Below are 22,736 nucleotides of genomic sequence, written 5' to 3' on the forward strand. Positions count from 1 at the left end.
TGCTGACATAAAGCCTGGTGGGAGAGGGGGGAAACTATGCCAGGCGTGGATACGCATCCGCAATCGTATCCCCGGTAAACTGCGCCACCCATCCCTCCGGATTGTCGAAAATACGAATGGCGGTAAAGTTCGGCTCTGATCCCATATCAAACCAGTGCGGCGTGCCGGCGGGCACGGAAATCAGGTCGTTTTTCTCGCACAGTACCTGGTACACCTCATCGCCAATATGCAGGCAAAACAGCCCCGCACCTTCCACGAAGAAGCGCACTTCGTCTTCGCCGTGGGTGTGCTCGTTGAGAAACTTCGCGCGCAGCGCCTCTTTCTGCGGATTGTCGGCGCGCAGGCTGATGACATCCCAGCTCTGGTAGCCTTTCTCCGCCACCAGCTTGTCGATCGCATGTTGATACGCTTCGATCACGGCTTCGGGCGCAGGATCCTGCCCTAAATCACGGTCTGCCGCCCAGCGCTCAAAGCGCACGCCCTTAGCGTTCAGCTGTTGAGCGATCTCGGCGGCGTCGGTGCTGTGCCACAGGTGTTGACTTGCGTCTTTATCGGAATAAATGGTCAATGCGCTCATGAAGGGATCTGCTCCGGATTAATCTCGTCAAACTGGTGGATCTGATGGTGATGGCTCGCGCCGTCATCTTCACCGCGAATCAGTTGCAGGGTGCGAAAACCCGCCTGTTCAGCCGCGTCCAGCTCCTGATGAACATCCGACAGGAACAGGATCTGCGACGGGGCGATGCCCGTTTGCGCCGCTATGTTCTGGTAAGACTGTACTTCGCGCTTGGCGCCGATGTGGGTGTCAAAATAGCCGCTGAACAGATGAGTAATATCACCTTCGTCGCTGTAGCCAAATAACAGTTTCTGCGCAGCAACGGAGCCTGAGGAATATACATAGAGATCAATTCCTTGCGCCTTCCATTTTTCCAGCGCGGGCAGAACGTCAGGGTAGAGATGGCCGGTAAAGTCACCGTTGATGTAGCCCTCCTGCCAGATGATGCCTTGCAGGGCTTTAAGCACCGTTGATTTGCGGTCTTCATCCATAAAGCTAAACAGCACGTTGATAAGCTCGCTTACGCCGGCATGCGGATCGCTGATTTCATCGCGCAGGTTGTCCAGAATTGATTTGACCGGCTCGGCGTACTGCTGCGCGGTCACGAAGGCCGCCAGCCGCTCACGCGCATAGGGGAACAAAACATCATGGACAAAACGGATATCGCTGGTGGTCCCTTCAATATCCGTCACAATCGCGCGAATCATACTCTCTCCAGTTGTCGTAAACGCATTTCGCATTCAAATAGAAATTCTAATCCTTCCAGATGACGGCGGGCTTCGGCCACGTCACGTCCCCAGCAGGTTAAGCCATGACCGCGCAGAAGAAAACCATAATTAAGCGGACGCTCCTGGGCGTAATGGGCGATGCGCGAGGCGAGGGCGTCGATGTCCTGGTCGTTATCAAACACCGGGATGGCGACGGTATCCAGATGCGTGGTCTGTCCGGCGAGGGATTTTTGCATCTCGAAACCGCTGATATTCAGCTCGGCTTCTTTGACCAGACGCGACAGCACCGTGGCATTAACGGTGTGAACGTGCAGGACGACGTTAGCCTCCGGGAACAGGCGATAGATGAGGGTGTGCAGACCGGTCTCTGCCGAGGGTTTTCGGCCAGACGGCGCGCGGTTGGTGGCGATCTCAACCTGTAGAAAATCGTCGGTGGTCAGGCTGCCTTTGTCCCTGCCGGACTCGCTGAGCCAGCAGAGGTGCTCGTCCTGACGCACCGACATATTGCCGCCGGTGGCGGGTGCCCAGCCTTTGGCTCCTATCCAGCGGCAGGCGTCGACCAGGTGTGTGAGCAGCAGGTTGTCTGTCATTTCCTTTTACCCCTCGGCCAGGAATATTGATATGGTTTAGACGTCTAAGCGTCTTGATTGCCAAAGATTAACATCGTGTTATAGTGGCAGCAACATAAGTATTACAAGCAGGCACGACAACATGAGCAATAACGCATTGATCCCGCAGAGTAAACTTCCTAACCTCGGTACCACCATCTTTACGCAGATGAGCGCCCTGGCGCAGCAGCACAACGCCATTAACCTCTCGCAGGGGTTCCCCGATTTTGACGGTCCGGAATATCTACAGGAACGTCTGGCACACCACGTGGCGCAGGGGGCGAATCAGTATGCGCCGATGACCGGCGTGCAGGCGCTGCGGGAAGCCATTGCCGACAAAACGGCGGCGCTGTATGGCTATCAGCCCGATGCGAACAGCGATATCACGGTGACCGCAGGGGCGACCGAAGCGCTCTATGCGGCCATTACCGCGCTGGTGCGCGTTGGGGATGAAGTGATCTGCTTTGACCCGAGCTACGACAGCTATGCGCCTGCGGTTGAACTCTCCGGTGGCGTGGTGAAGCGCGTGGCGCTCCAGCCGCCGCACTTTCGTCCTGACTGGCAGGCGTTCGCCGCGCTGCTGAGTGATAAAACTCGTCTGGTGATCCTGAACACCCCGCATAATCCGTCGGCGACGGTGTGGCAACAGGCCGATTTTGCCGCGCTGTGGCAGGCCATCGCCGAGCGGGAAATTTACGTCCTGAGCGATGAAGTCTACGAACACATCTGCTTTGCGGCGGAAGGGCACGCCAGCGTGCTGGCCCATCCGCAGCTTCGCGAGCGCGCGGTTGCGGTGTCGTCATTCGGGAAGACTTACCATATGACCGGCTGGAAAGTGGGGTACTGCGTGGCCCCGGCGGCCATCAGCGCGGAGCTGCGTAAGGTGCACCAGTACCTGACCTTTGCGGTCAACACGCCCGCCCAGCTGGCGCTGGCGGACATGCTGCGCAGTGAACCGCAGCACTATCGCGAGCTGCCGGATTTTTACCGCGCGCGTCGGGATCTGTTCGTGGCCGCGCTCGGCAAAAGCCGCCTGGAAATCCTGCCCTGCGAAGGGACCTACTTCCTGCTGGCGGACTACAGCGCGATATCCGATCTGGACGACGTCAGTTTTTGCCGGTGGCTGACGAAGGAGGTGGGCGTGGCGGCCATTCCGCTGTCGGTGTTCTGCGCCGATCCCTTCCCGCACAAGCTGATTCGCCTGTGCTTTGCGAAGCAGGAATCGACGCTGCTGGCGGCGGCGGAGCGTCTGGCGACGCTCTGACTATTTCACCGTCCAGGCTTCGGAATAGCGACGGTCTGCAAACAGCTCCAGCAGGCCGTTGATCTGTTTGAGGCGCAGCACCTCGTCGCCGTCCATCCCCAGCTCCTTACCGATTTTTTCGTCGTTCCAGCCTAGCTGGGCCAGTTCCCGCACAATGTCGGACATGGCGTTAATCTGGTGGCGTCCCCGCGCGCGGTTATGGCGAATGGTGGCCGCCATCCGATCAAGCTTTTGCTGACGATCTTTGCGCAGGCAGGTGACGGGCAGATAGCCCCTGAGCTGGCGCTTCAGCGCGGCCCTGCTTTTGCCGATTTCGTGGCGATGGAATCCGTCCACGATTTCATAGTGCGCCGGCTCGCTTTCTGTCACCACGATGGGCTGGGTAAAGCCGTCCAGCTCCAGCGATTTGCTGAGCAGCCGTTTTTCCGGTGGCGCCACGTTGTTGGGGTTGTAGTCGTTGGCGCTGATGTCGTCCTGCCTGATCCACAGCACGCAGTCGACGGGCTGATCGCGAAACGGGCTGAGCTGATGGATGGCCTGGCGAAACGCATTGATAGCGTCAATTCTTTTCTCATCGCTTAACGTCTGAAGGTACGCTTCCATTTCGCTGATTATTCGTTGTTGCATAAAATTCCCCACTCCTTGCGTTTTGATTTCATTCGTTCGCTGTAGCGCTGATAGTGCTTTGGTTTGTTTGGGCTAAACGAGAGCGCCCGACACCAGTAATCGTTATTCAGCAGAACCTTGCATATCCGCCGCCATGAGGGGATATCCTTCGCGCCAATATCGCCCTCCTGCGTTTCGGGGATATCCGCCATCCCGCGCTTCTGATACCAGTGCAGGTACACCGCGACCTTATTGCGGTAATGTTCAGCGGTCGATTGCGGCATGCTGTCGAGCAACAGCATGGCGTATGCGCGCCAGCTCAGGTGGTCGGGCTTAAGGATCTTCCTGTGGCCGTAAAAGTGGTTATCGTGCCCGGCGTAAATTCCGCCGCTGCGCACGCCGCTCACGCGTTCGCACATGGCGGCCCAGCGATCGGGCTCCACAACGTGATAGAGCCATAACCCCTGACGCTGCTCGGGGCCAAAGGGCTCACAGATGCGCATATAGCGCGGCGGCACGCCGGCCTGGTACATCAGGTCGTAGAGGGGGTTATAGGGGCAGCCGGATTTGGCAAACCAGGTCCAGATGTCGGCGGTTTTCCAGTCGTAGAGAGGGTAGATATACCAGGCATGCCCGCCCTGCGCGACGGTTGTCCAGGGTTTGTCATCGGAAAAGCGCTGCTTGCGGGCGGAGGCGATAGCCAGGAAGCGGTTGTAGGATTCATCGGCGCGGATGCCCACCATCACTGCGGCGGGACGCCTTCGCGCATACCATTCGGCAAAGTCCCGGACGAAGGCTTCGAAGATCATCCCTTGCTGATAAAAAGCGAAGTATTGTGGGTCGGTAATGGCATCTTCAGGCGGCAGGCGAACCCAGCGGGTGCCCGGCTCCCAGCACTGCCATTCGGGCTGAAACTGGGACAGCGCATTTTGCGTGGTGATTGGCAGAGCCACCCACCAGAAGTGATGGATAACGTCCTGATACAGCACACGCATGTTTTCGATGTGCTCGATGGTGCTTGAAAACTGTGCTTCCCAGTCCAGAAAAAGCACGTCGATTTTTCGCTTTAAGCGCCGCGCCTGCTGCGCGACAAGGTGGAGCATAACCGTTGAATCTTTTCCGCCAGAAAAAGAGACGCAGACCCGCGTCAGGTTCTGAAGCGTCCAGTTTATGCGTTCGGTAGACGCCTCCAGAACATTTTCCTGAAGCGGTAATTTATAGAGAGACATGATGAATCGCGTCCTGCGTATTGAAGACTTTTTACATTATTGAACGCCAATAATGGTATTATCTGTCTGTATTCACAAGTCATCATTGCTATATCGTGCGCCTGCTCACGGGAAGCGGTTATTCAATATATTGATACATTTAATGCGCCAGCTTATGCATTTTTTCAATGAATGTTGCAAAAACGGTACTGTTCAGCGATGAGCGGTTGTACAGCATATAAATAGGAACTGCCGGTAATTCAAACGGCGGTAAAAGCCGTTTTAACCCGAGCGACGATTTATACGTTTCAAAAATAGAAAGCGGGATATACCCTAACAGGTCCGACATGCTGACCATAGAGACAAACGAGCTCATGGAGTCCGTGCGAAAGGCGATATTTCTGTCAGGATAAATGTCCGATGCACGGCCCTGAAGCTCCTTAATACCCGGATTGTTGCTCTGGTAGAAGGTAAATTTCTCCTGCTTAAGCTGGTCCAGCGTGACCTCGCCGTCAAGGCGCGAATGATCCTGGCGACAAAACAGCACAGACGGAATCGTCACGAAGTGAGAGCACACCACGGCGCGGCTGTTGACCGGCGAAACGGTAAAGATCAGGTCGGCTTTGCGGTAGGCCAGTAAATCCTCCGCAGACTCTGCCGAAACGAGCATATCGCGTTGTTCTACCTCGTAATTTTCCTGAGACATCAGCAGCCGGATGGGTTCATAAAGGTAGCCCGGAGAGACCATCTGCGAGCAATAAATCACAAACTTCTTTTTGATGTCGGCATCGTGCATCAGGTTGATGGTCTGCTCGATCTGGTTGAGGTTTTTCTCAAGATGCTGGTGCAGATTGATGCCAACGGTCGTCGGGGTGATGCCTTTACCGGAACGAATAAACAGCGGATCGTTCAGTTGTCCACGCAGGCGCTGAAGCGACTGGCTTACCGCGGAAGGGGTGATATAAAGCATTTCCGCTGCTTTACTGATGCTAAGATGTTGATAAATGCATTCAAAAATAACTAACAGGTTAAGATCGAACTTTTTAAGATCGTAAAGGTTTGCCATGTTTCATCCTGACTGTGCCGTATGTGCGGGTATGACATATTGTTGATAACTATAGATTAAAGCTAACCATTTACAATCCTTTTGGTTAACGACTTAAAAAGATATTTAAGTCATCTTAATATATCACGCTGTCGCATTAATGAAATAGAACTTCAGATGTGATTAAGATAATTTTATCTTTAAACAGAGCGATAATAAATTAAAGGGTAATTGACATTTATATATTGCCTCTTATTCATCACCCGTTTTGATTTAGTCAGGCGGTTATGACTGTTCGGTTAAACCTATCAGAGCCATAGACAGGAATGCCCCTGTTAAGGATTGCTCAATGCCTGTACGGGTGGTGTAATCAGGGTGCTGTTACCGCCTTGATACAAGGTAAGTAGAGCGCAACGCAACGCCAGCTTCGGCTGGCACTGAATGTACCTGCGGGGAATTCAGGTATCAGGGCCGCCCGTTGAGGCGGCCTTTTTACTTTCAGGCTTTCCTGTAAAGAGTTCACCTTGCTGTCTTGTTGCCGTTGTAAGGTTTGGCTGATTGATTTGATAAAGCATACGCATTAGCCCCGATGAGCAAAGTTGGTTACCTTACATCTCAACGAAAACACGGAGGAAGTACAGATGTCCTTGATTAACACCAAAATTAAACCTTTCAAAAACCAGGCGTTCAAAAACGGTGAGTTCATTGAAGTTACCGAGAAAGATACTGAAGGTCGCTGGAGCGTCTTCTTCTTCTATCCGGCTGACTTCACCTTCGTTTGTCCGACTGAACTGGGCGACGTTGCTGACCATTACGACGAACTGCAAAAGCTGGGCGTAGACGTTTACTCAGTGTCTACCGATACCCACTTCACCCACAAAGCGTGGCACAGCAGCTCTGAAACCATCGCGAAAATCAAATACGCGATGATCGGCGACCCGACTGGCGCCCTGACCCGTAACTTCGACAACATGCGTGAAGATGAAGGCCTGGCAGACCGTGCAACCTTCGTTGTTGACCCGCAGGGTATTATCCAGGCTATCGAAGTTACCGCTGAAGGTATCGGCCGTGATGCATCTGACCTGCTGCGTAAAGTGAAAGCGGCACAGTACGTTGCTTCTCACCCAGGCGAAGTGTGCCCGGCGAAATGGAAAGAAGGCGAAGCAACTCTGGCGCCATCTTTAGACCTGGTCGGCAAGATCTAAGTCTGTAAAGCCTGGCGGCGCTGCGCTTGCACAGGCCTACGGTATCGTAGGCCGGGTAAACGAAGTGCCCCCGGCAATCAATGGGCGCACCCGCGCCCATTTCATTCCAGCACCATGATGCAAGTTGCATTCAGGCCGCCCGCAAAGGCAGCTTGCATGATGACGTCTTAAGAGAGGGAAGAACCATGCTCGACACCAATATGAAAACCCAGCTCAAGGCCTACCTTGAGAAACTGACCAAACCCGTTGAGCTGATTGCCACGCTGGACGACAGCGCGAAATCGGCAGAAATCAAAGAGCTGCTGGCAGAGATCGCTGAGCTGTCGCCGAAAGTGACCTTCAAAGAAGACAATTCGCTTGCGGTTCGTAAACCTTCTTTCCTGATTACTAACCCGGGCTCGGACAAGGGACCGCGTTTTGCCGGCTCTCCGCTGGGACATGAATTTACCTCACTGGTGCTGGCGCTGCTGTGGACCGGTGGTCACCCGTCGAAAGAAGCGCAGACCCTGCTGGAGCAGATCCGCGATATCGACGGTGATTTTGAGTTTGAAACCTATTATTCGCTCTCCTGCCACAACTGCCCGGACGTGGTGCAGGCGCTCAACCTGATGTCGGTTCTGAACCCGCGCATCAAGCATACGGCGATTGACGGCGGCACGTTCCAGAATGAAATCACCGATCGCAACGTGATGGGCGTTCCGGCGGTGTATCTGAACGGTCAGGAGTTCGGTCAAGGCCGCATGACGCTGACGGAGATCGTCGCGAAAGTGGATACCGGCGCGGAAAAACGCGCGGCGGAAGAGCTGAACAAACGCGATGCGTACGATGTGCTGATTGTCGGTTCCGGCCCTGCGGGCGCGGCGGCAGCGGTTTACTCCGCACGTAAAGGGATCCGCACCGGCCTGATGGGCGAGCGTTTCGGTGGTCAGGTGCTCGATACGGTAGACATCGAAAACTACATTTCCGTGCCGAAAACCGAAGGTCAGAAGCTGGCCGGTGCGTTGAAGGCGCACGTCAGCGATTACGCTGTGGACGTCATCGACAGCCAGAGCGCCAGCAAACTGGTTCCGGCGGCGGTAGAAGGTGGCTTACACCAGATTGAAACCGCCTCTGGCGCGGTGCTGAAAGCGCGCAGCGTGATCATTGCCACCGGCGCGAAATGGCGCAACATGAACGTGCCGGGTGAAGATCAGTATCGCACCAAAGGCGTGACCTACTGCCCGCACTGCGACGGCCCGCTGTTCAAAGGCAAACGCGTAGCGGTGATCGGCGGCGGTAACTCCGGCGTGGAAGCGGCTATCGATCTGGCGGGGATTGTTGAACACGTTACCCTGCTGGAGTTCGCCCCAGAGATGAAAGCGGACCAGGTGTTGCAGGACAAAGTGCGTAGCCTGAATAACGTCGACATTGTGTTGAATGCCCAGACGACGGAAGTGAAAGGCGACGGCAGCAAGGTGACCGGCCTGGAATACCGCGACCGCGTGAGCGGCGATATCCACAGTGTACCGCTGGCGGGGATCTTCGTTCAGATTGGTCTGCTGCCAAACACCACCTGGCTGGAAGGCGCGATTGAGCGCAACCGCATGGGCGAGATCATCATTGATGCGAAATGCGAAACCAGCGTGAAAGGGGTATTTGCGGCGGGCGACTGCACCACCGTGCCGTACAAGCAGATCATCATCGCCACCGGCGAAGGTGCGAAAGCGTCGCTGAGCTCGTTTGATTACCTGATCCGCACCAAAACCGCATAACAAAAGAAAGCAAGACTATACCTGCAATGCAAGAGGCCACCAGAAGGTGGCCTCTTTTTTTATCTGACGACCATCACCGGAATGTGGGTGTGGCGAATCACGCTGGACGCGTTCGATCCCAGCAGGTGCGTGGTGATGGAAGGATTACGTGAACCGATCACCACTACGTCCGCATTCAGCTCCGCGGCCAGCTCGTTAACGGCGTCGCGAACGCTGCCGAAGCGAACGTGAGTTTTAATGCGGGAAGGGTCGATGCTGAAATGCCCGACCATGGTTTGCAGGCGCGTCTCGGCTTCGTGCTGTAAATGCTCTTCAAAACGACGCACGTCGGCAGCAAAGCGGTGCAGGCTCAGGCTGGCAGAGCCCGGTAAGACATGCAGAAGATGAATAATTCCGTCCTGCTGCGCGAGAAATTCCGCGTGACGTACAGCTTTATCACTCAGTTCCATTTCGAAAACATCAACCGGCATAATGATTGTTTGATACATAACCGTTTCTCCTTGTTTATAAACGCTGAAATCATTCAACCACAAAATATAAATGGTTTCTGTAATCCCGACAGCACTTTTTCATTTCGCCAGGATAAATCTCAAAACAGCCGGATTCCGGGGCAGATCCCGTGGGGTAGCTACCCTTTTATAAGCTAACCCACACCCTTTCGGAGGTTGCATGAAAGCTCTCACCTATCACGGTCCACACCATGTTCGGGTTGATAACGTGCCTGACCCGGGCATTGAACAGCCAGACGATATCATCCTGCGCGTAACGGCCACGGCGATCTGTGGTTCCGATCTGCATCTTTATCGCGGAAAAATTCCCAAGGTCCAGCACGGCGATATCTTTGGTCATGAATTTATGGGCGAAGTGGTGGAGTGCGGAAGCGAGGTGAAAAACGTGCAGAAAGGCGACCGGGTGGTGATCCCGTTTGTGATCGCCTGCGGCGACTGCTTCTTTTGCCAGATGCAGCAGTACGCGGCCTGCGAAAACACGAACCGCGGGCAGGGCGCGGCGCTGAACAAAAAGCAAATTCCCGCTCCTGCGGCGCTGTTTGGCTACAGCCATCTCTACGGCGGCGTGCCGGGCGGACAGGCCGAGTACGTGCGCGTGCCGAAAGGTAACGTGGGGCCGTTTAAAGTGCCGCAGCTGTTGTCTGATGACAAAGCGCTTTTCCTGTCCGATATTCTGCCAACCGCCTGGCAGGCGGCGAAAAATGCTCAGATCCAGAAGGGCTCCAGCGTCGCCGTATTCGGGGCCGGACCAGTGGGGCTACTGACCATTGCCTGCGCGCGTCTGCTTGGCGCAGAGCAGATTTTCGTGGTTGACCATCACCCTTACCGGCTGCGGTTTGCTCAGGAGCGCTATGGCGCCATCCCGATTAACTTTGATGACGATAACGACGCGGCGGAGAAAATCATTGAGCAAACGGCCGGGCAGCGCGGGGTGGATGCGGTCATTGATGCCGTCGGGTTTGAGGCCAAAGGCAGCACGACGGAAACGATCCTCAGTAACCTGAAAATTGAAGGCAGCAGCGGCAAAGCCCTGCGCCAGTGCATTGCGGCGGTGCGACGCGGTGGCGTGGTCAGCGTGCCGGGCGTGTATGCCGGGTTTATCCACGGCTTCCTGTTTGGCGATGCCTTCGATAAGGGGCTGAGCTTTAAGATGGGCCAGACGCACGTCCATGCCTGGCTGGGAGAGCTGCTGCCGCTCATCGAAAAGGGGCTGCTCACGCCGGAAGATATTGTGACCCATTACCTTCCGCTGGCCGACGCGGAGCGCGCCTATAAGATTTTCGAAAAACGCGAGGAGGAGTGCCGCAAGGTGATCCTGGTGCCTGGCGCAGATACCCCGGAGGCCGCACAGCAGAAGGTGAAAGGGCTGGTGAATGCTTTCCCCGGCGGCGTCGTGTGAGGCCTCTCACTGACACTCTCGGGTGATTTTGCGGAAAGAGGATGCAGACGCATCCTCTGTGCAAAGCGGGGTCGCTTGTTCAGAAGGGATTAACGCAGGTAATCGCCCGCGGCTTCGGGCTGGTAGAGCAGCTCAAGCACTTCCAGATGGGCCGAGGCGCCGCCCGGGAGTTCCCAGTGGATGGTATCGCCCGTGCGCAGCCCAAGCAGCGCCGCGCCCACGGGGGCCAGCACCGAAAGCTGCGTGCTGCTGTCGGTCATCTGCGCCGGGTAGACCAGCGTGCGGGTCAGTTCTTCCCCGGTCGTCAGGTTGCGGAACTTCACCTGGCTGTTCATGGTGACCACATCATGCGGCATGGTTTCAGGCGTACACATCTGCGCCCGGTCTAGCTCCTCGTTCAGCGCATCCGCTACCGGCAGCGAGGCAAATTCTGGTTTTTCCAACAGGCGGTCAATACGTTCTGCGTCGAGTTCATTGATGATAATCGTAGGTCTGGACATTTTTACTCCATGTCGTTAATGCTGCGTGTAACGCAGAAACCAATCCAAAAGAAAACCCTCGCCGTCTGGCAGCGAGGGTTTAACTTATCTGATGATACTGTCTGAACCCGTAAGTTTGAAGTGATGAACGTCACAATCATGCGCCATATGAATTTTTGGCAATAAACCCGGCCCCCGATTCACGCTGAACGGAAATTTCGTTAGTCTGGGAAGACCGAACCCGGGCAATGCGCGTTGCAGCCCACCGTAGAGAGAGCGATATGTACTTTTACCAACCTTCTCAGGGGCACGGCCTGCCGCACGACCCGCTGAATGCCATTATCGGCCCGCGTCCGATTGGCTGGATCTCATCCAGTGATAAGGCCGGACAGCTGAACCTGGCCCCGTACAGCTTCTTTAACTGCTTTAACTATCGCCCCCCAATCATTGGTTTTTCCAGCAACGGCTGGAAAGACAGCGTGCGGAATATTACCGAAACCGGTGAGTTTGTCTGGAATCTCGCTACGCGCGATTTGGCCGAGGCGATGAATGAAACCTCCGTCACGCTGCCTCATGGTGAGGATGAATTTACCTTTGCCGGCCTGACGCCCGTAGCCAGCCAGCTTGTGGGCGCGCCGCGCGTGGCGGAAAGCCCGGTTAATTTCGAGTGTCGATTATCGCAGTGCATTCAGCTTACCGGCGCGGACGGGACGCCGATTGATACCTGGCTGGTGCTCGGCGAAGTGGTGGGCGTCCATATCGCCGAAAGTCTGCTGGAAGAGGGGATTTACCAGACCGCAAAAGCGCAGCCCATTCTGCGTGCGGGTGGACCGACGGCCTATTACGCCATCAGCGACAGCCATCGGTTCGATCTGGTACGCCCGGACGCGCGCAGGAACAATCAGTAACCGGCTTTATCGATGACGAACTGTTTACCGCAGTTGCCCGGATGCGGCTGCGGAGCAAAGGAGCCGGCAGAGAGCGGCTGGTTAATGGTGCTGGATTTCAGCGAGATTTGCATTTCGGTCAAATAGGCCGGATTGCCATGGCAGGTAAGCTTGAAGGCTTTTACGTTCTGCTTCCCCCAGCTTTTGGCCACGGCGGCATCAAAGTCGCTGCGGCGTACGGTTTTGCCGTAGTTTTCCGCCAGAAATTCCCCTACTGCGCTACTCTTCACTTCCTGGTTCATGCGCACCATGGTGCCGAAGTAGGCGTCGGGATCAAAACCAAAGCAGACGCCGTGTTTCGCGTATTCATAACGTTCAAGGCAGGAGTTGCCGCCCGCGCCGGGCATCACGCTGTTCAGCTTTGCCGCGCCCGAGAGCGATAGTCCGGTTTCTGCGGCGGCACATTTGCGGCTGGCTTTTGCTTCCGGCATGTTCGGCACCGGACGCGTGGCGCAGCCGAAGCGCATCCAGCGGCGTTCATCCACGCCGCGAGCAGCGATCGATTTCGGCAGGCCGGGCCATAAGCCGTGGACGGTCAGAAAATCGGTTTTGTTGTTGCTCTCTTTTTGCAGCCGGCACTCGTCCGGTTCGTCGCGGTTACGTTCGACCATGCTTTGGCAAAATCCGGTTTGCCAGGAAAGCGCCAGAACGTAGCGATCGAAATCGCCGTACTGCGTTGCCTTAAGAGGGTCCGCCTGGAGTGAGAAGACACAGAGTGCAAGCGCTACTGCGCCAGACGGGATAACGATATCCTTCCTGAACATTTGCTTTCCTGATTGGTTGGGCGCGATTAATTTCTGGGGGTTATTAAAGCACAAAAAGCGCCAGCAGGCGCTTTTTGGAAACCAGGAATTTCGCTTAGGCAGCGCCGGGTACCAGCACTTCGGTGGCGATGATGACGATAATCAGACCAACCAGCACCGGCACTGACGTGCGTTTTACCACTTCAAACGGAGAGATTTTTGCCATCCCCGCAACCGCAACCACCACGCCCGATACCGGAGAGATGGTACGACCCAGGTTAGAGGCCTGAAGCATTGGAATGGACAGGTAAGCCGGGTTGATGCCGGAGGTGTGTGCCAGCTTAGGGATCATCTCAACAAAGGCGTAGAAAGGCGCGTTACCGGAGCCGGTGGTCATCGCCGCCAGCATGGTCAGCACCACCAGTACCAGCATCAGGATAATACTGGCCGAGCCGAACGAGGTGGCGATAGAGATCAGGCTCTGAATAAAGCCGATAGTGCTCAGCCCTTGGGCAAATACCCCTGCGGCAACCAGCAGCATTACCACGCCCGCGAAGGCGTCTGCCATACCGCGGAAGGCGACTTCCAGACCAGTGAACACTTTCTGGGTATTAAAGCCACGGACAAATTCGAGGATGGCCGCCAGCAGCATACAGATCACCAGGATAGTGATGATGTGCAGCTGCGGACCCCATTTGCCGTCAAAAATAAGCACGCCAATAATCGGGGTGAACGGCAGGATGGAATAAAACGCCGGGGCGGTAGTGGTGATTTCGCTGACGTTCATCATTTCATGGCTGACGTTCTCTTTCTTATCGAGATAGCGCTGCCAGAAGAAGTGCGCCACGCCCATACCGAGAATAGCGGTAATAGAGATCGGCAGCGTGGTTTTGAAGGCGAAGTCAATCAGCGACATTTCCGCTGCTTTTGCGGCCAGCACTACGTCACCGGAAGTAGGGGAGAGGATAATTGCCGCCGGAGAGGCGCAAATAGCCGCCGCTGCGCCACGGCTGATCCCGACGTTAACCATCACCGGGAATAACGTCGCCATCAACAGCACGCCGAGGCCTGTGGCTGAGGAAACGGCTAACGACATCAGGCAGGCCAGGAAATAGGCCGCGACCATCAGCAGGTAGGGGGAGTTAATATATTGCAGCGGTTTAGAGGCCAGCTTCACCACCATATCATTCGCGCCGATATGGGTCATGTAGGCGGCAAAACCGCAGAGCATCATGATCATCATGCCCAGATCGCCGCCGCGGCTCATCAGCAGAATTTTTATATATTCCACAATATCGGTGGCGGTATATCCCGTGCTGGCTTCACTGGCGGGTAATACCTGATGACCCATTAGCGCGCTAATGATGAGCAGCGCAAGGCCGCCGACAAATAACACGCCGGTGGCAAAGTATCCTTTAATGATGTAGCGCGCTACACCGACAATGACCACGACTCCAATGAGGAGTTCGAGAAAAGTAAGCATGATTTCCCCTGTATCCTTGCTGCCCGAGAGGACAAATAATCAATAAAAAAGCAGCCTGAAATGTGCCGAATAAATGGCCAGTCCTTGCTGATTAAAATCAAGAAAGCGACGACTAAAGGCAATGATGATGATATTTTTGCTCATCCTGCGTCATTTATCTTATGTCCTTATTGACCGGATGAATAGAGATTATATGTCATTAAATTGATATTTAAGTGTTAATTTTTTGGGTGTGGCGTGCTGTTGTCCCAGCATCTCGCTTCGAAAAGCGTTGAAGCACGCGAACGTGCCCTGGCCGCGGCCCGGCGCTGTACCGTCGCAGCGATGGCGGCAGGAAGATTACCGCACCACGGCTGTGAATGTCGGATATTCCTGCGCAGCATAAATTGTTACATCAGAGTTAAATATGCCATCTGCATGCGCTTATTCAGTCAGGCAGATTTCCGGTACGCAGACTATTCTTAGTACCGGATTGTTAATTAAGAATACCCCCCCATGCCGTTAAGCGTTCATTCAAGTATCCTGTGTTAAGGTTTGCACTGAATACGAAATAGGGTAATGGCACTGTGATTGTACGATTTAAATTCCCCCTTCTTTTATTGTTTATTATTGGGCAGTTATCGTTCGCGTCCGTTGTAAATGCAGAGGGTAATACAGCGGATAAAGGCTGGTTTACGACCTTCACGGATAACGTCGCGCAAACATGGAAGGAACCCGAGCATTACGATCTCTATGTTCCGGCCATTACGTGGCACGCCCGTTTTGCCTACGATAAAGAAAAAACAGACCGTTATAACGAGCGTCCCTGGGGGGCTGGCTTCGGTCAGTCTCGCTGGGATGAAAAAGGGAACTGGCATGGCCTGTACCTGATGGCGTTTAAGGACTCCTACAACAAATGGGAGCCCATCGGTGGCTACGGCTGGGAAAAAACCTGGCGTCCGTTATCAGACGACAATTTCCATCTGGGTTTAGGCTATACGGCAGGGGTGACGGCGCGTGATAACTGGAAATACATTCCTGTCCCGGTGCTGTTGCCGCTTGCCTCTATCGGTTACGGCCCGGCGACGTTTCAGATGACCTACATACCGGGTACGTATAACAACGGTAACGTTTACTTTGCCTGGATGCGGTTCCAGTTTTAACTGATTTCGGGTGATGAATCGGCCAAAAAATGCACAGACATTGAAATGTAAAGGATAAAAATCGGACAGCGAAAATTAACGCGACTTTTGTCACTTTTTATCAAAGATCCGCTGGACAAAACGCCTCACAATTGTTGTACTGATACCCGACACAGCATTTGTGTCGTTTTTTAATGTAAAGGTAATTTTGATGTCTAAGATTAAAGGTAACGTTAAGTGGTTTAATGAGTCCAAAGGATTCGGTTTCATTACTCCTGAAGATGGCAGCAAAGACGTGTTCGTACACTTCTCTGCAATCCAGTCTAATGGTTTCAAAACTCTGGCTGAAGGTCAGCGCGTAGAGTTCGAAATCACTAACGGTGCCAAAGGCCCTTCTGCTGCTAACGTAATCGCTCTGTAATTCAGGCGCGTCAGCAAGAATTTCAAAACCCGCTCAATGAGCGGGTTTTTTTCGTTCTGAATCAACCCATAAGATAGATCTTCAGAAAGCTGGCGACGATCGCAACGCTTAGCAGTACCATGCCCGCGCTCAACAGATTCTCTTTCATGCTCTCACCCTCAGTCAGTATTGCGCCAAGAGTGACAGAGAAAAGTTAAGCCAACATTAAGGGTGCCGCGTTTACTGTCCGCTGGCGGGGGAAAATAACCAGAATGCGATCGCGGTCATCGCAAACGAGCCAAGCATGTTAACGGCGATATTCGTCAGCGCCCAGCCCATCCGTCCTTCCTGAAACAGAAATACTACTTCCGCAGAGAAGGTCGAAAACGTCGTTAAGCCGCCGCAGAAACCGGTCGTGATCAGCACCTTCCACATGGGGTCAATATGGGTCATGCGGTTGAACCACGCTAGCCCCATGCCAATAATAAATGCGCCAAGCAGATTTGCTGCCAGTGTGCCCATCGGAATGGCCTGATGCACAGGGTTAAACCGCATGCTTAAGAGCCACCGCGCAACGCTACCCGTGCCCCCACCAATAAAAACGGCTATAAGTAGTTGTAACACTGTCATTACCTGCTGTTTGCTGTGTGAATGCGTCGAGTGTAACGCTGTTTTTAACCGGGAGACAATTATGTATGTAGCAGTAGGGCAGTTCGCGGTGACGCCGGACTGGAATGAAAATGCGCGCAAATGCGTCTCCCTGATGGACCAGGCAACGCAAAAAGGGGCGGCGCTGCTGGTGCTTCCGGAAGCGTTACTGGCGCGCGATGATAGCGATCCGGACCTGTCGGTCAAATCTGCGCAAATGCTGGAGGGGGCGTTTTTGAAACGACTTCTGGCCGAGAGCGCTGGCAACGCGCTCACCACCATTTTGACTGTTCATGTTCCCTCCACGCCGGGACGCGCGGTGAACACGCTGGTGGCGATTCGTGAAGGTGCGATTGTCGCGAGTTACGCCAAGCTACATCTGTATGATGCGTTCAGCATCCAGGAGTCGCGGCTGGTCGATCCGGGGAGTATTATTCCGCCGCTGATTGAGGTGGACGGTTTTAAGGTTGGCCTGATGACCTGCTACGATATCCGTTTTCCCGAGCTGGCGCTGAATCTGGCATTGCAGGGGGCAGAGGTGCTGGTGCTGCCTGCCGCGTGGGTCAGAGGCCCGCTTAAGGAGCATCACTGGGCCACGCTGCTGACCGCACGCGCGCTGGATACCACCTGTTATGTGGTTGCCGCAGGGGAATGTGGTAACAGGAATATCGGGCAGAGCAGGGTTGTTGATCCGCTGGGAGTGACCGTTGCGGCGGCGGCGGAGTCGCCTGCGCTACTGCTGACGGAGATAATATCAGACCGAATCGCGCTTGCGCGTGAGCAATTACCTGTTCTGCGTAACCGCAGATTTGCGCCACCGCAATTAATATGATGTTTTTTTCAACAATGCTTGATTCACCTTGTTACAGATTGCTATTGTGTGCGCGCGCCTGATGACCGTTAATACGTTCAGGTTTCTTTGGCGCTGAATGCAGCCTGTTTCATGTAAAGAAGGTATTTATGGGTGAGATTAGTATTACCAAACTGCTGGTGGTTGCCGCACTGGTCGTCCTGCTGTTCGGTACCAAGAAGTTACGCACGCTGGGTGGAGACCTGGGTGCTGCCATTAAGGGCTTTAAGAAAGCAATGAACGATGACGACGCGGCAGCAAAGAAAAGTGCCGAAGATGACATCACCGCACAGAAGCTTTCGCACAAAGAGTAATGGCAATGCTGCAAGGCTTGCATAAAAAAACCGGCTCACGAGGCCGGTTTTTTGTTTTACTGTAAGCAAATTTTACAGGTTTATTTAACTTCTTCGCCTTTCGCCTGCATATCGGCGTGATAAGAGGAGCGAACAAACGGGCCGCAGGCCGCGTGGGTAAAGCCCATCGCCATCGCTTCGGCTTTCATTTCATCGAACTCATCCGGGCTCACGTAACGCTGTACGGGCAGGTGGTGACGGCTCGGCTGTAGGTACTGGCCCAGCGTCAGCATCGTCACGCCATGGCGGCGCAGATCGCGCATCACTTCAATGATTTCAGCGTTGGTTTCACCCAGACCCACCATCAGGCCAGACTTGGTAGGAATATGCGGATGGGCTTCTTTAAAGCGCTCCAGCAGTTTCAGAGACCAGTTGTAATCTGCACCAGGACGCACCTGACGGTAGATACGCGGCACGTTCTCCAGGTTGTGGTTGAACACGTCTGGAGGCGTCGCGGTCAGAATATCGAGCGCGCGGTCCATTCGGCCACGGAAGTCCGGCACCAGCGTCTCAATCTTAATGTTCGGGCTTTTTTCGCGGATGGCGGTAATGCAGTCAGCAAAATGCTGAGCACCGCCATCGCGCAGATCGTCACGGTCAACGGAGGTGATAACCACATAACGCAGCGCCATATCGGCAATGGTCTGCGCCAGTTTTTGCGGTTCGTTTGCGTCAGGCGCAACAGGACGGCCATGGGCAACGTCACAGAACGGACAGCGGCGGGTGCAGATGGCACCCAGAATCATAAACGTCGCGGTACCGTGATTGAAACATTCAGCAAGGTTAGGGCAGGAGGCCTCTTCACAGACAGAGTGGAGGCCATTTTTGCGCATCGCCGCTTTGATCCCCTGGATACGCGAAGAGTCAGCCGGAAGTTTAATTTTCATCCATTCCGGTTTTCTTAACAGCGCCTCGCGCTCTGTAGCCACGTTTTTAACCGGGATAAGGGCCATTTTATCGGCATCGCGGTATTTAACACCGCGTTCCATCACAATGGGTTTACTCATAGCGTGCGTGTTCCAGTTGCGAATATCGAAGGAAAGCGTTTCAATTCAAGGGAATGTTGTAATTATCAACTATTTTTGAACGAACGACAGGCAGTATATCATTTATAGGGGCGTGAAAGCAGCCTGCCAGGTCGCCAATTTGTAAAATAGTTGTTGTTTTGTGCCTTTTGCCCCGCATGCGGCAGGGGCTTGTGCTGAAAGGCAGGATCAGAAAGCCTGACGGATCACGTTAATGACGTTTTCCAGGACCGGATCGCGCAGGCTTAGTTTGTTGTAATGCAGTGAGATTTCAACAGATTCCGTAGCGAGCTGGCTCAGCGGAATGCTCTCCAGCGGCCAGCACTTTTGCAGCAGAGTGAAGAGACGCACGGGCATGATACAGAGCAAATCGCTGCTGCCAAGCAGGGCCGCAAGGGTAAACATATTGTAACTGCTGAAGCTGATCAGACGGTCCGGGAACAGTTCGTTAATACGCTGTCGCAGCGGATCTTGTCCCTGTCCTTCGGCCATAAACGTGGCATGTTCGTATTGACGCAGATTTTCTGGCGTCAATGGTGCGCTTAACGCAGGGTGATCCTGACGGCAAACGAGCGCCAGCGAGTCGGAATAAAGAACGTTATGCCCTAATGCTCTGGCCGCGAAGGTATTGCTGTCGATGATCAGATCTGTCTGGAATTGCGCCAGCTGTGTTTCCGGATCGTTTACGGGCACGTTGCGGATCAGCAGCTGCGGCGCATGCTGTTTCACAGCCTGATAAATAGCCGGCATGACCAGAACGCCCACCGAGGGCGAGGTGCCTATTGTGATGGTTCTTTGCTTATCGTAACTGCCGGTGAGATCCAGCGCGCCCAGAATCGACTCCAGGCCCTGACTGATGTACTCATGCAGATGGGTGGCGTATGCGGTTGGGGTTACGCCCTGGCCTTTACGAATAAATAACGGATCGGGAAATATCGCGCGCAATTTTTGAATGGACTGGCTAATAGCAGAGGGCGTGAGATTAAGAATTTTCGCAGCATTAACGATACCTTTGTGGACATATACCGCCTCAAAAATAGTCAGTAAATTGAGATCAATATTACGTAAAGTCCGAAAAATTTGCGGCTTATCTTCGCCGCCGGTTTCATTCAGGCGTTTGGCTGGTAAATTAGTAGGCTCCACGCTCTTACTCCGTATTCATTCACAATATGAATGATAGTTGAATTTATTTATTATGCTTGCAGAGATCAGTAAAGTCTTTCGTAAGTTTCCATTGTTTATCGAAAACAAGCAGTTGGGTGATTGTCACGCACGTTACACGATACCCGGTAATGGTTCTATTAAGGTTCTAATTAATATGGGTCGCTAATATATGGGCGACTCGAAAATATAGAATATGCGGTTTATTGTAAAGCGTAAATGCGTTTATTAAGACGTGGCTCGTCAAATAATCGAGCCACTGACGGATGGGTGTTAAGCAGTAATATATTCGTAAGCGGGATTGTTAAGCAGCGCTAAAAAGTTCTTCAGAAGCACGGGGCGGATATTGTCAGGCGTGGCGGTATCAACCCACTGGCACATTTGCGTCATTTCCATACCGGCATACCCACACGGGTTGATGCGCTGGAAGGGGGTCAGATCCATATTGATATTCAACGCCAGCCCATGGAACGAGCAGCCTTTACGAATACGCAGCCCCAGCGAACAGATCTTCATCTCTCCAACATAGACGCCCGGCGCATCGGCGCGAGGATGAGCGTCAATATCATACTCAGCCAGCGTGTTCACCACGGTCTGTTCCAGTAGGGTAACCAGCTCGCGCACGCCCAGCTTTCTGCGTTTCAGGTTTAGCAAGACATACATCACCTGCTGGCCAGGGCCGTGGTATGTCACCTGTCCACCGCGATCGCTCTGGATCACCGGGATATCGCCCGTCATCAATAAATGTTCTGCTTTTCCTGCCTGGCCTTGAGTGAACACCGGCAGGTGTTCAACCAGCCAGATTTCGTCAGGCGTGGTGTCATCGCGCGTATCGGTAAAGTCATGCATAGCCTGAGAAACAGGCTCGTAAGGCTGTAGCCCAAGATGGCGGACAAGAATTTTATCCTGGTACAAAAGGATGTCTCCGAAGACAGGGGAGAATAGGTAACGGGGAGTATATCACAGCGGGGAAGGGGGTTACCCGGCAAACCGGGCAACCGCAGAGGGACTACAGTACCATACGAACAATTTCGATATTGCCGAGCTCTTCGTACAGGGTCTCTACCTGCTCAATGTGTGTTGCAGTAATGGTGATTGAGACCGAGTGGTAGTTACCTTTGCTGCTCGGTTTGACTGATGGAGAGTAGTCGCCCGGCGCATGGCGCTGTACCACTTCAACCACCTGATCAACCAGCTCAGGTTTCGCCAGACCCATTACTTTGTAAGTAAAAGGGGTAGGGAATTCAAGCAGTTCGTTAAGTTTGGTTTTCATGTCAGCTCCGGCGTGTGTATAAAAAATAATAACTCCCGCCACGGGGCGGGAGTTTTACTGATACGTAGTATATGGGGATCAAAATCACACTTTCAAGTGTTCAATTTTTAACCAAACCAGTGATGGAACATCAGCTTAATGTAATCAATGATTTTGCCGAAGAAATTGCCTTCAGGAATTTCTTCCAGCACCACCAGTGGGCGCTGATCGATGGTTTTGCCATCCAGCTGGAAGTTGATGGTACCCACAACCTGATTCTTTTGCAGCGGGGCGTGCAGTTCGGTGGTGTTCAGCACGTAGCTGGCTTTCAGATCTTTCATGCGCCCGCGTGGGATTGTCAGATAGAGATCTTTGTCCACGCCCAGGGAAGCACGGTCGTTATCGCCAAACCAGACGGGCTCAGAAGCAAATTCTTTACCGGCCTTCAGCGGGTTCACGGTTTCGAAGAAGCGGAAGCCCCAGGTCAGCAGTTTTTTGCTTTCTGTTTCGCGTCCTTTAAACGTGCGGCCTCCCATCACGGCGGAGATCAGACGCATCTGGCCTTCAGTAGCGGAGGCCACCAGGTTATAGCCGGCTTTGTCGGTGTGACCGGTTTTAATGCCGTCGACGTTCAGGCTGTTATCCCACAGCAGGCCGTTACGGTTGGTCTGACGAATGCCGTTAAAGGTGAACTCTTTCTCTTTGTAGATAGAGTATTCGTTTGGCACATCGCGGATCAGCGCCTGACCAATCAGCGCCATGTCACGCGCGGAGCTGTACTGGCCTTCCGCATCCAGGCCGTGAACGGTCTGGAAGTGGGTGTTTTTCAGGCCCAGCGCGGAGACGTAGCTGTTCATCAGACCCACAAACGCGTCCTGGCTGCCTGCGGCAAAGTCGGCCATTGCCACGCAGGCGTCGTTACCGGACTGCAAGTTAATGCCGCGAATCAGCTGAGAGACGGGAACCTGCATGCCTGGCTTCAGGAACATCAGCGATGAACCTTTGAACACCGGGTTACCGGTCGCCCACGCGTCGTTACCGATAGTTACCAGGTCGGTTTCTTTGAATTTACCTGCCTTCATCGCCTGGCCGATAACGTAGCTGGTCATCATTTTGGTCAGGCTGGCCGGATCGCGGCGGACATCGGCGTTCTGTTCTGCCAGAACTTTGCCGGAGTTGTAATCAATCAGGATGTAGGATTCCGCGTCGATCTGCGGAACGCCAGGGATCATGGTCTTGATGTTCAGGTCATCAGCGTGAGCGGCGGAGAACGCAGCAGCGCAAAGGGCCGTGGTCAGCGCCATGCGCTGCACAAAACGAGCAGAAAAAGTGGTCTTCATGGTCAGAACTACGACATCCGTGATGGAATTAAAAAAGTGCCTTACTATAGCAAAT

General features: G+C 53.9%; 25 protein-coding genes. 9 read left to right on the plus strand and 16 right to left on the minus strand.

Translation table 11 applies throughout. The features are described from left to right. Positions 1-34: 34 nt before the first annotated feature. Genes IM300_RS08855 through IM300_RS08865 form a run of 3 tightly spaced genes read right to left on the minus strand, consistent with a single transcriptional unit; the run spans position 35 to position 1,874 of the window. The gene (locus IM300_RS08855) at positions 35-577 is read right to left on the minus strand and encodes an acireductone dioxygenase (protein ID WP_193036200.1); all 543 of its coding nucleotides are present in this window, start codon (positions 575-577) and stop codon (positions 35-37) included. Continuing rightward, entirely contained in the window at positions 574-1,263 is a 690-nt protein-coding gene (gene mtnC, locus IM300_RS08860; RefSeq protein ID WP_107534907.1) for an acireductone synthase, read from the minus strand. Before mtnC ends, IM300_RS08855 begins: the two co-directional genes overlap by 4 nt. Next, on the minus strand, positions 1,260-1,874 hold the full coding sequence (locus IM300_RS08865) for a methylthioribulose 1-phosphate dehydratase (RefSeq protein ID WP_107534908.1): 615 nt from the start codon (positions 1,872-1,874) through the stop codon (positions 1,260-1,262). The genes mtnC and IM300_RS08865 overlap by 4 nt, the downstream gene beginning before the upstream one ends. A 121-nt stretch (positions 1,875-1,995) precedes the next feature. Here IM300_RS08865 and IM300_RS08870 point away from each other — a divergent pair, with 121 nt between their 5' ends. After that, entirely contained in the window at positions 1,996-3,156 is a 1,161-nt protein-coding gene (locus IM300_RS08870; protein WP_107534909.1) for a pyridoxal phosphate-dependent aminotransferase, read from the plus strand. Here IM300_RS08870 and IM300_RS08875 read toward each other — a convergent pair whose 3' ends face one another. The 3 genes from IM300_RS08875 to IM300_RS08885 form a co-directional block, all read right to left on the minus strand. Further along, positions 3,157-3,783 carry a ParB/RepB/Spo0J family partition protein gene (locus IM300_RS08875; RefSeq protein WP_107534910.1) on the minus strand — a complete coding sequence of 209 codons (627 nt, stop codon included), beginning with the start codon at positions 3,781-3,783 and terminating at the stop codon, positions 3,157-3,159. Then, positions 3,768-4,991 carry a phosphoadenosine phosphosulfate reductase gene (locus IM300_RS08880; RefSeq protein WP_193036202.1) on the minus strand — a complete coding sequence of 408 codons (1,224 nt, stop codon included), beginning with the start codon at positions 4,989-4,991 and terminating at the stop codon, positions 3,768-3,770. Before IM300_RS08880 ends, IM300_RS08875 begins: the two co-directional genes overlap by 16 nt. 139 nt (positions 4,992-5,130) lie before the next feature. After that, positions 5,131-6,036 carry a LysR substrate-binding domain-containing protein gene (locus tag IM300_RS08885; RefSeq protein WP_193036204.1) on the minus strand — a complete coding sequence of 302 codons (906 nt, stop codon included), beginning with the start codon at positions 6,034-6,036 and terminating at the stop codon, positions 5,131-5,133. A gap of 620 nt (positions 6,037-6,656) precedes the next feature. On the opposite strand from IM300_RS08885, the gene ahpC reads away from it, so the two are divergent. Both ahpC and ahpF read left to right on the plus strand, forming a co-directional pair. Then, a complete protein-coding gene (gene ahpC, locus IM300_RS08890; RefSeq protein ID WP_008501015.1) occupies positions 6,657-7,220 on the plus strand; it encodes an alkyl hydroperoxide reductase subunit C in 564 nt (187 codons plus the stop codon). Positions 7,221-7,405: 185 nt separating this feature from the next. Further along, positions 7,406-8,971, plus strand: coding sequence for an alkyl hydroperoxide reductase subunit F (gene ahpF / locus IM300_RS08895; RefSeq protein WP_107534913.1), 1,566 nt, complete (start codon positions 7,406-7,408; stop codon positions 8,969-8,971). Positions 8,972-9,030: 59 nt separating this feature from the next. Here the strand turns inward: ahpF and uspG are convergent, their stop codons facing one another. Further along, positions 9,031-9,459 (minus strand): universal stress protein UspG, encoded by a 429-nt coding sequence (gene uspG / locus IM300_RS08900; RefSeq protein ID WP_063449390.1) that lies wholly within the window; start codon positions 9,457-9,459, stop codon positions 9,031-9,033. Positions 9,460-9,640: 181 nt separating this feature from the next. On the opposite strand from uspG, the gene IM300_RS08905 reads away from it, so the two are divergent. Then, positions 9,641-10,879, plus strand: a complete 1,239-nt coding sequence (locus IM300_RS08905) for a zinc-dependent alcohol dehydrogenase (protein WP_015571156.1) — start codon at positions 9,641-9,643, stop codon at positions 10,877-10,879. A gap of 89 nt (positions 10,880-10,968) precedes the next feature. On the opposite strand, the gene rnk is transcribed toward IM300_RS08905, so the two are convergent. Continuing rightward, positions 10,969-11,379 (minus strand): nucleoside diphosphate kinase regulator, encoded by a 411-nt coding sequence (rnk, locus tag IM300_RS08910; protein WP_006809650.1) that lies wholly within the window; start codon positions 11,377-11,379, stop codon positions 10,969-10,971. 260 nt (positions 11,380-11,639) lie between these two features. On the opposite strand from rnk, the gene IM300_RS08915 reads away from it, so the two are divergent. After that, positions 11,640-12,266 (plus strand): flavin reductase family protein, encoded by a 627-nt coding sequence (locus tag IM300_RS08915; RefSeq protein ID WP_107534915.1) that lies wholly within the window; start codon positions 11,640-11,642, stop codon positions 12,264-12,266. On the opposite strand, the gene rna is transcribed toward IM300_RS08915, so the two are convergent. Both rna and dcuC read right to left on the minus strand, forming a co-directional pair. After that, positions 12,260-13,069 (minus strand): ribonuclease I, encoded by an 810-nt coding sequence (gene rna / locus IM300_RS08920; protein ID WP_131636161.1) that lies wholly within the window; start codon positions 13,067-13,069, stop codon positions 12,260-12,262. The two genes, IM300_RS08915 and rna, sit on opposite strands and share 7 nt — an antisense overlap. A 94-nt stretch (positions 13,070-13,163) precedes the next feature. Beyond that, complete coding sequence (gene dcuC / locus IM300_RS08925) at positions 13,164-14,531, minus strand: anaerobic C4-dicarboxylate transporter DcuC (protein ID WP_193036206.1); 1,368 nt, start codon at positions 14,529-14,531, stop codon at positions 13,164-13,166. Between the two features lie 599 nt (positions 14,532-15,130). On the opposite strand from dcuC, the gene pagP reads away from it, so the two are divergent. Next, positions 15,131-15,673 carry a lipid IV(A) palmitoyltransferase PagP gene (gene pagP, locus IM300_RS08930; RefSeq protein ID WP_226842183.1) on the plus strand — a complete coding sequence of 181 codons (543 nt, stop codon included), beginning with the start codon at positions 15,131-15,133 and terminating at the stop codon, positions 15,671-15,673. A 190-nt stretch (positions 15,674-15,863) separates the two neighbouring features. Beyond that, the gene (gene cspE, locus IM300_RS08935) at positions 15,864-16,073 is read left to right on the plus strand and encodes a transcription antiterminator/RNA stability regulator CspE (RefSeq protein ID WP_002439184.1); all 210 of its coding nucleotides are present in this window, start codon (positions 15,864-15,866) and stop codon (positions 16,071-16,073) included. Positions 16,074-16,292: 219 nt separating this feature from the next. On the opposite strand, the gene crcB is transcribed toward cspE, so the two are convergent. After that, complete coding sequence (gene crcB, locus IM300_RS08940) at positions 16,293-16,676, minus strand: fluoride efflux transporter CrcB (protein ID WP_193036210.1); 384 nt, start codon at positions 16,674-16,676, stop codon at positions 16,293-16,295. A gap of 67 nt (positions 16,677-16,743) precedes the next feature. Between crcB and IM300_RS08945 the strand changes: the two genes are divergently transcribed. Next, a complete protein-coding gene (locus tag IM300_RS08945; protein WP_193036212.1) occupies positions 16,744-17,532 on the plus strand; it encodes a deaminated glutathione amidase in 789 nt (262 codons plus the stop codon). A gap of 128 nt (positions 17,533-17,660) precedes the next feature. Beyond that, a complete protein-coding gene (gene tatE / locus IM300_RS08950) occupies positions 17,661-17,864 on the plus strand; it encodes a twin-arginine translocase subunit TatE (RefSeq protein ID WP_003858723.1) in 204 nt (67 codons plus the stop codon). 80 nt (positions 17,865-17,944) lie between these two features. On the opposite strand, the gene lipA is transcribed toward tatE, so the two are convergent. The 5 genes from lipA to dacA all read right to left on the minus strand — a co-directional run bounded on the left by lipA (position 17,945) and on the right by dacA (position 22,681). Beyond that, positions 17,945-18,910, minus strand: a complete 966-nt coding sequence (lipA, locus tag IM300_RS08955) for a lipoyl synthase (RefSeq protein ID WP_006809637.1) — start codon at positions 18,908-18,910, stop codon at positions 17,945-17,947. A 207-nt stretch (positions 18,911-19,117) separates the two neighbouring features. Further along, a complete protein-coding gene (locus IM300_RS08960; RefSeq protein ID WP_193036214.1) occupies positions 19,118-20,071 on the minus strand; it encodes a YbeF family transcriptional regulator in 954 nt (317 codons plus the stop codon). A 291-nt stretch (positions 20,072-20,362) separates the two neighbouring features. Next, on the minus strand, positions 20,363-21,004 hold the full coding sequence (lipB, locus tag IM300_RS08965; RefSeq protein WP_193036217.1) for a lipoyl(octanoyl) transferase LipB: 642 nt from the start codon (positions 21,002-21,004) through the stop codon (positions 20,363-20,365). A 94-nt stretch (positions 21,005-21,098) separates the two neighbouring features. After that, positions 21,099-21,362, minus strand: coding sequence for a DUF493 family protein YbeD (gene ybeD, locus IM300_RS08970; RefSeq protein ID WP_003858718.1), 264 nt, complete (start codon positions 21,360-21,362; stop codon positions 21,099-21,101). 107 nt (positions 21,363-21,469) lie between these two features. Beyond that, positions 21,470-22,681 (minus strand): D-alanyl-D-alanine carboxypeptidase DacA, encoded by a 1,212-nt coding sequence (gene dacA, locus IM300_RS08975; protein WP_063866078.1) that lies wholly within the window; start codon positions 22,679-22,681, stop codon positions 21,470-21,472. Positions 22,682-22,736: the final 55 nt, after the last annotated feature.

The sequence above is a fragment of the Enterobacter cloacae complex sp. I2 genome, from assembly GCF_014896205.1.
Taxonomy (GTDB): domain Bacteria; phylum Pseudomonadota; class Gammaproteobacteria; order Enterobacterales; family Enterobacteriaceae; genus Enterobacter; species Enterobacter quasihormaechei.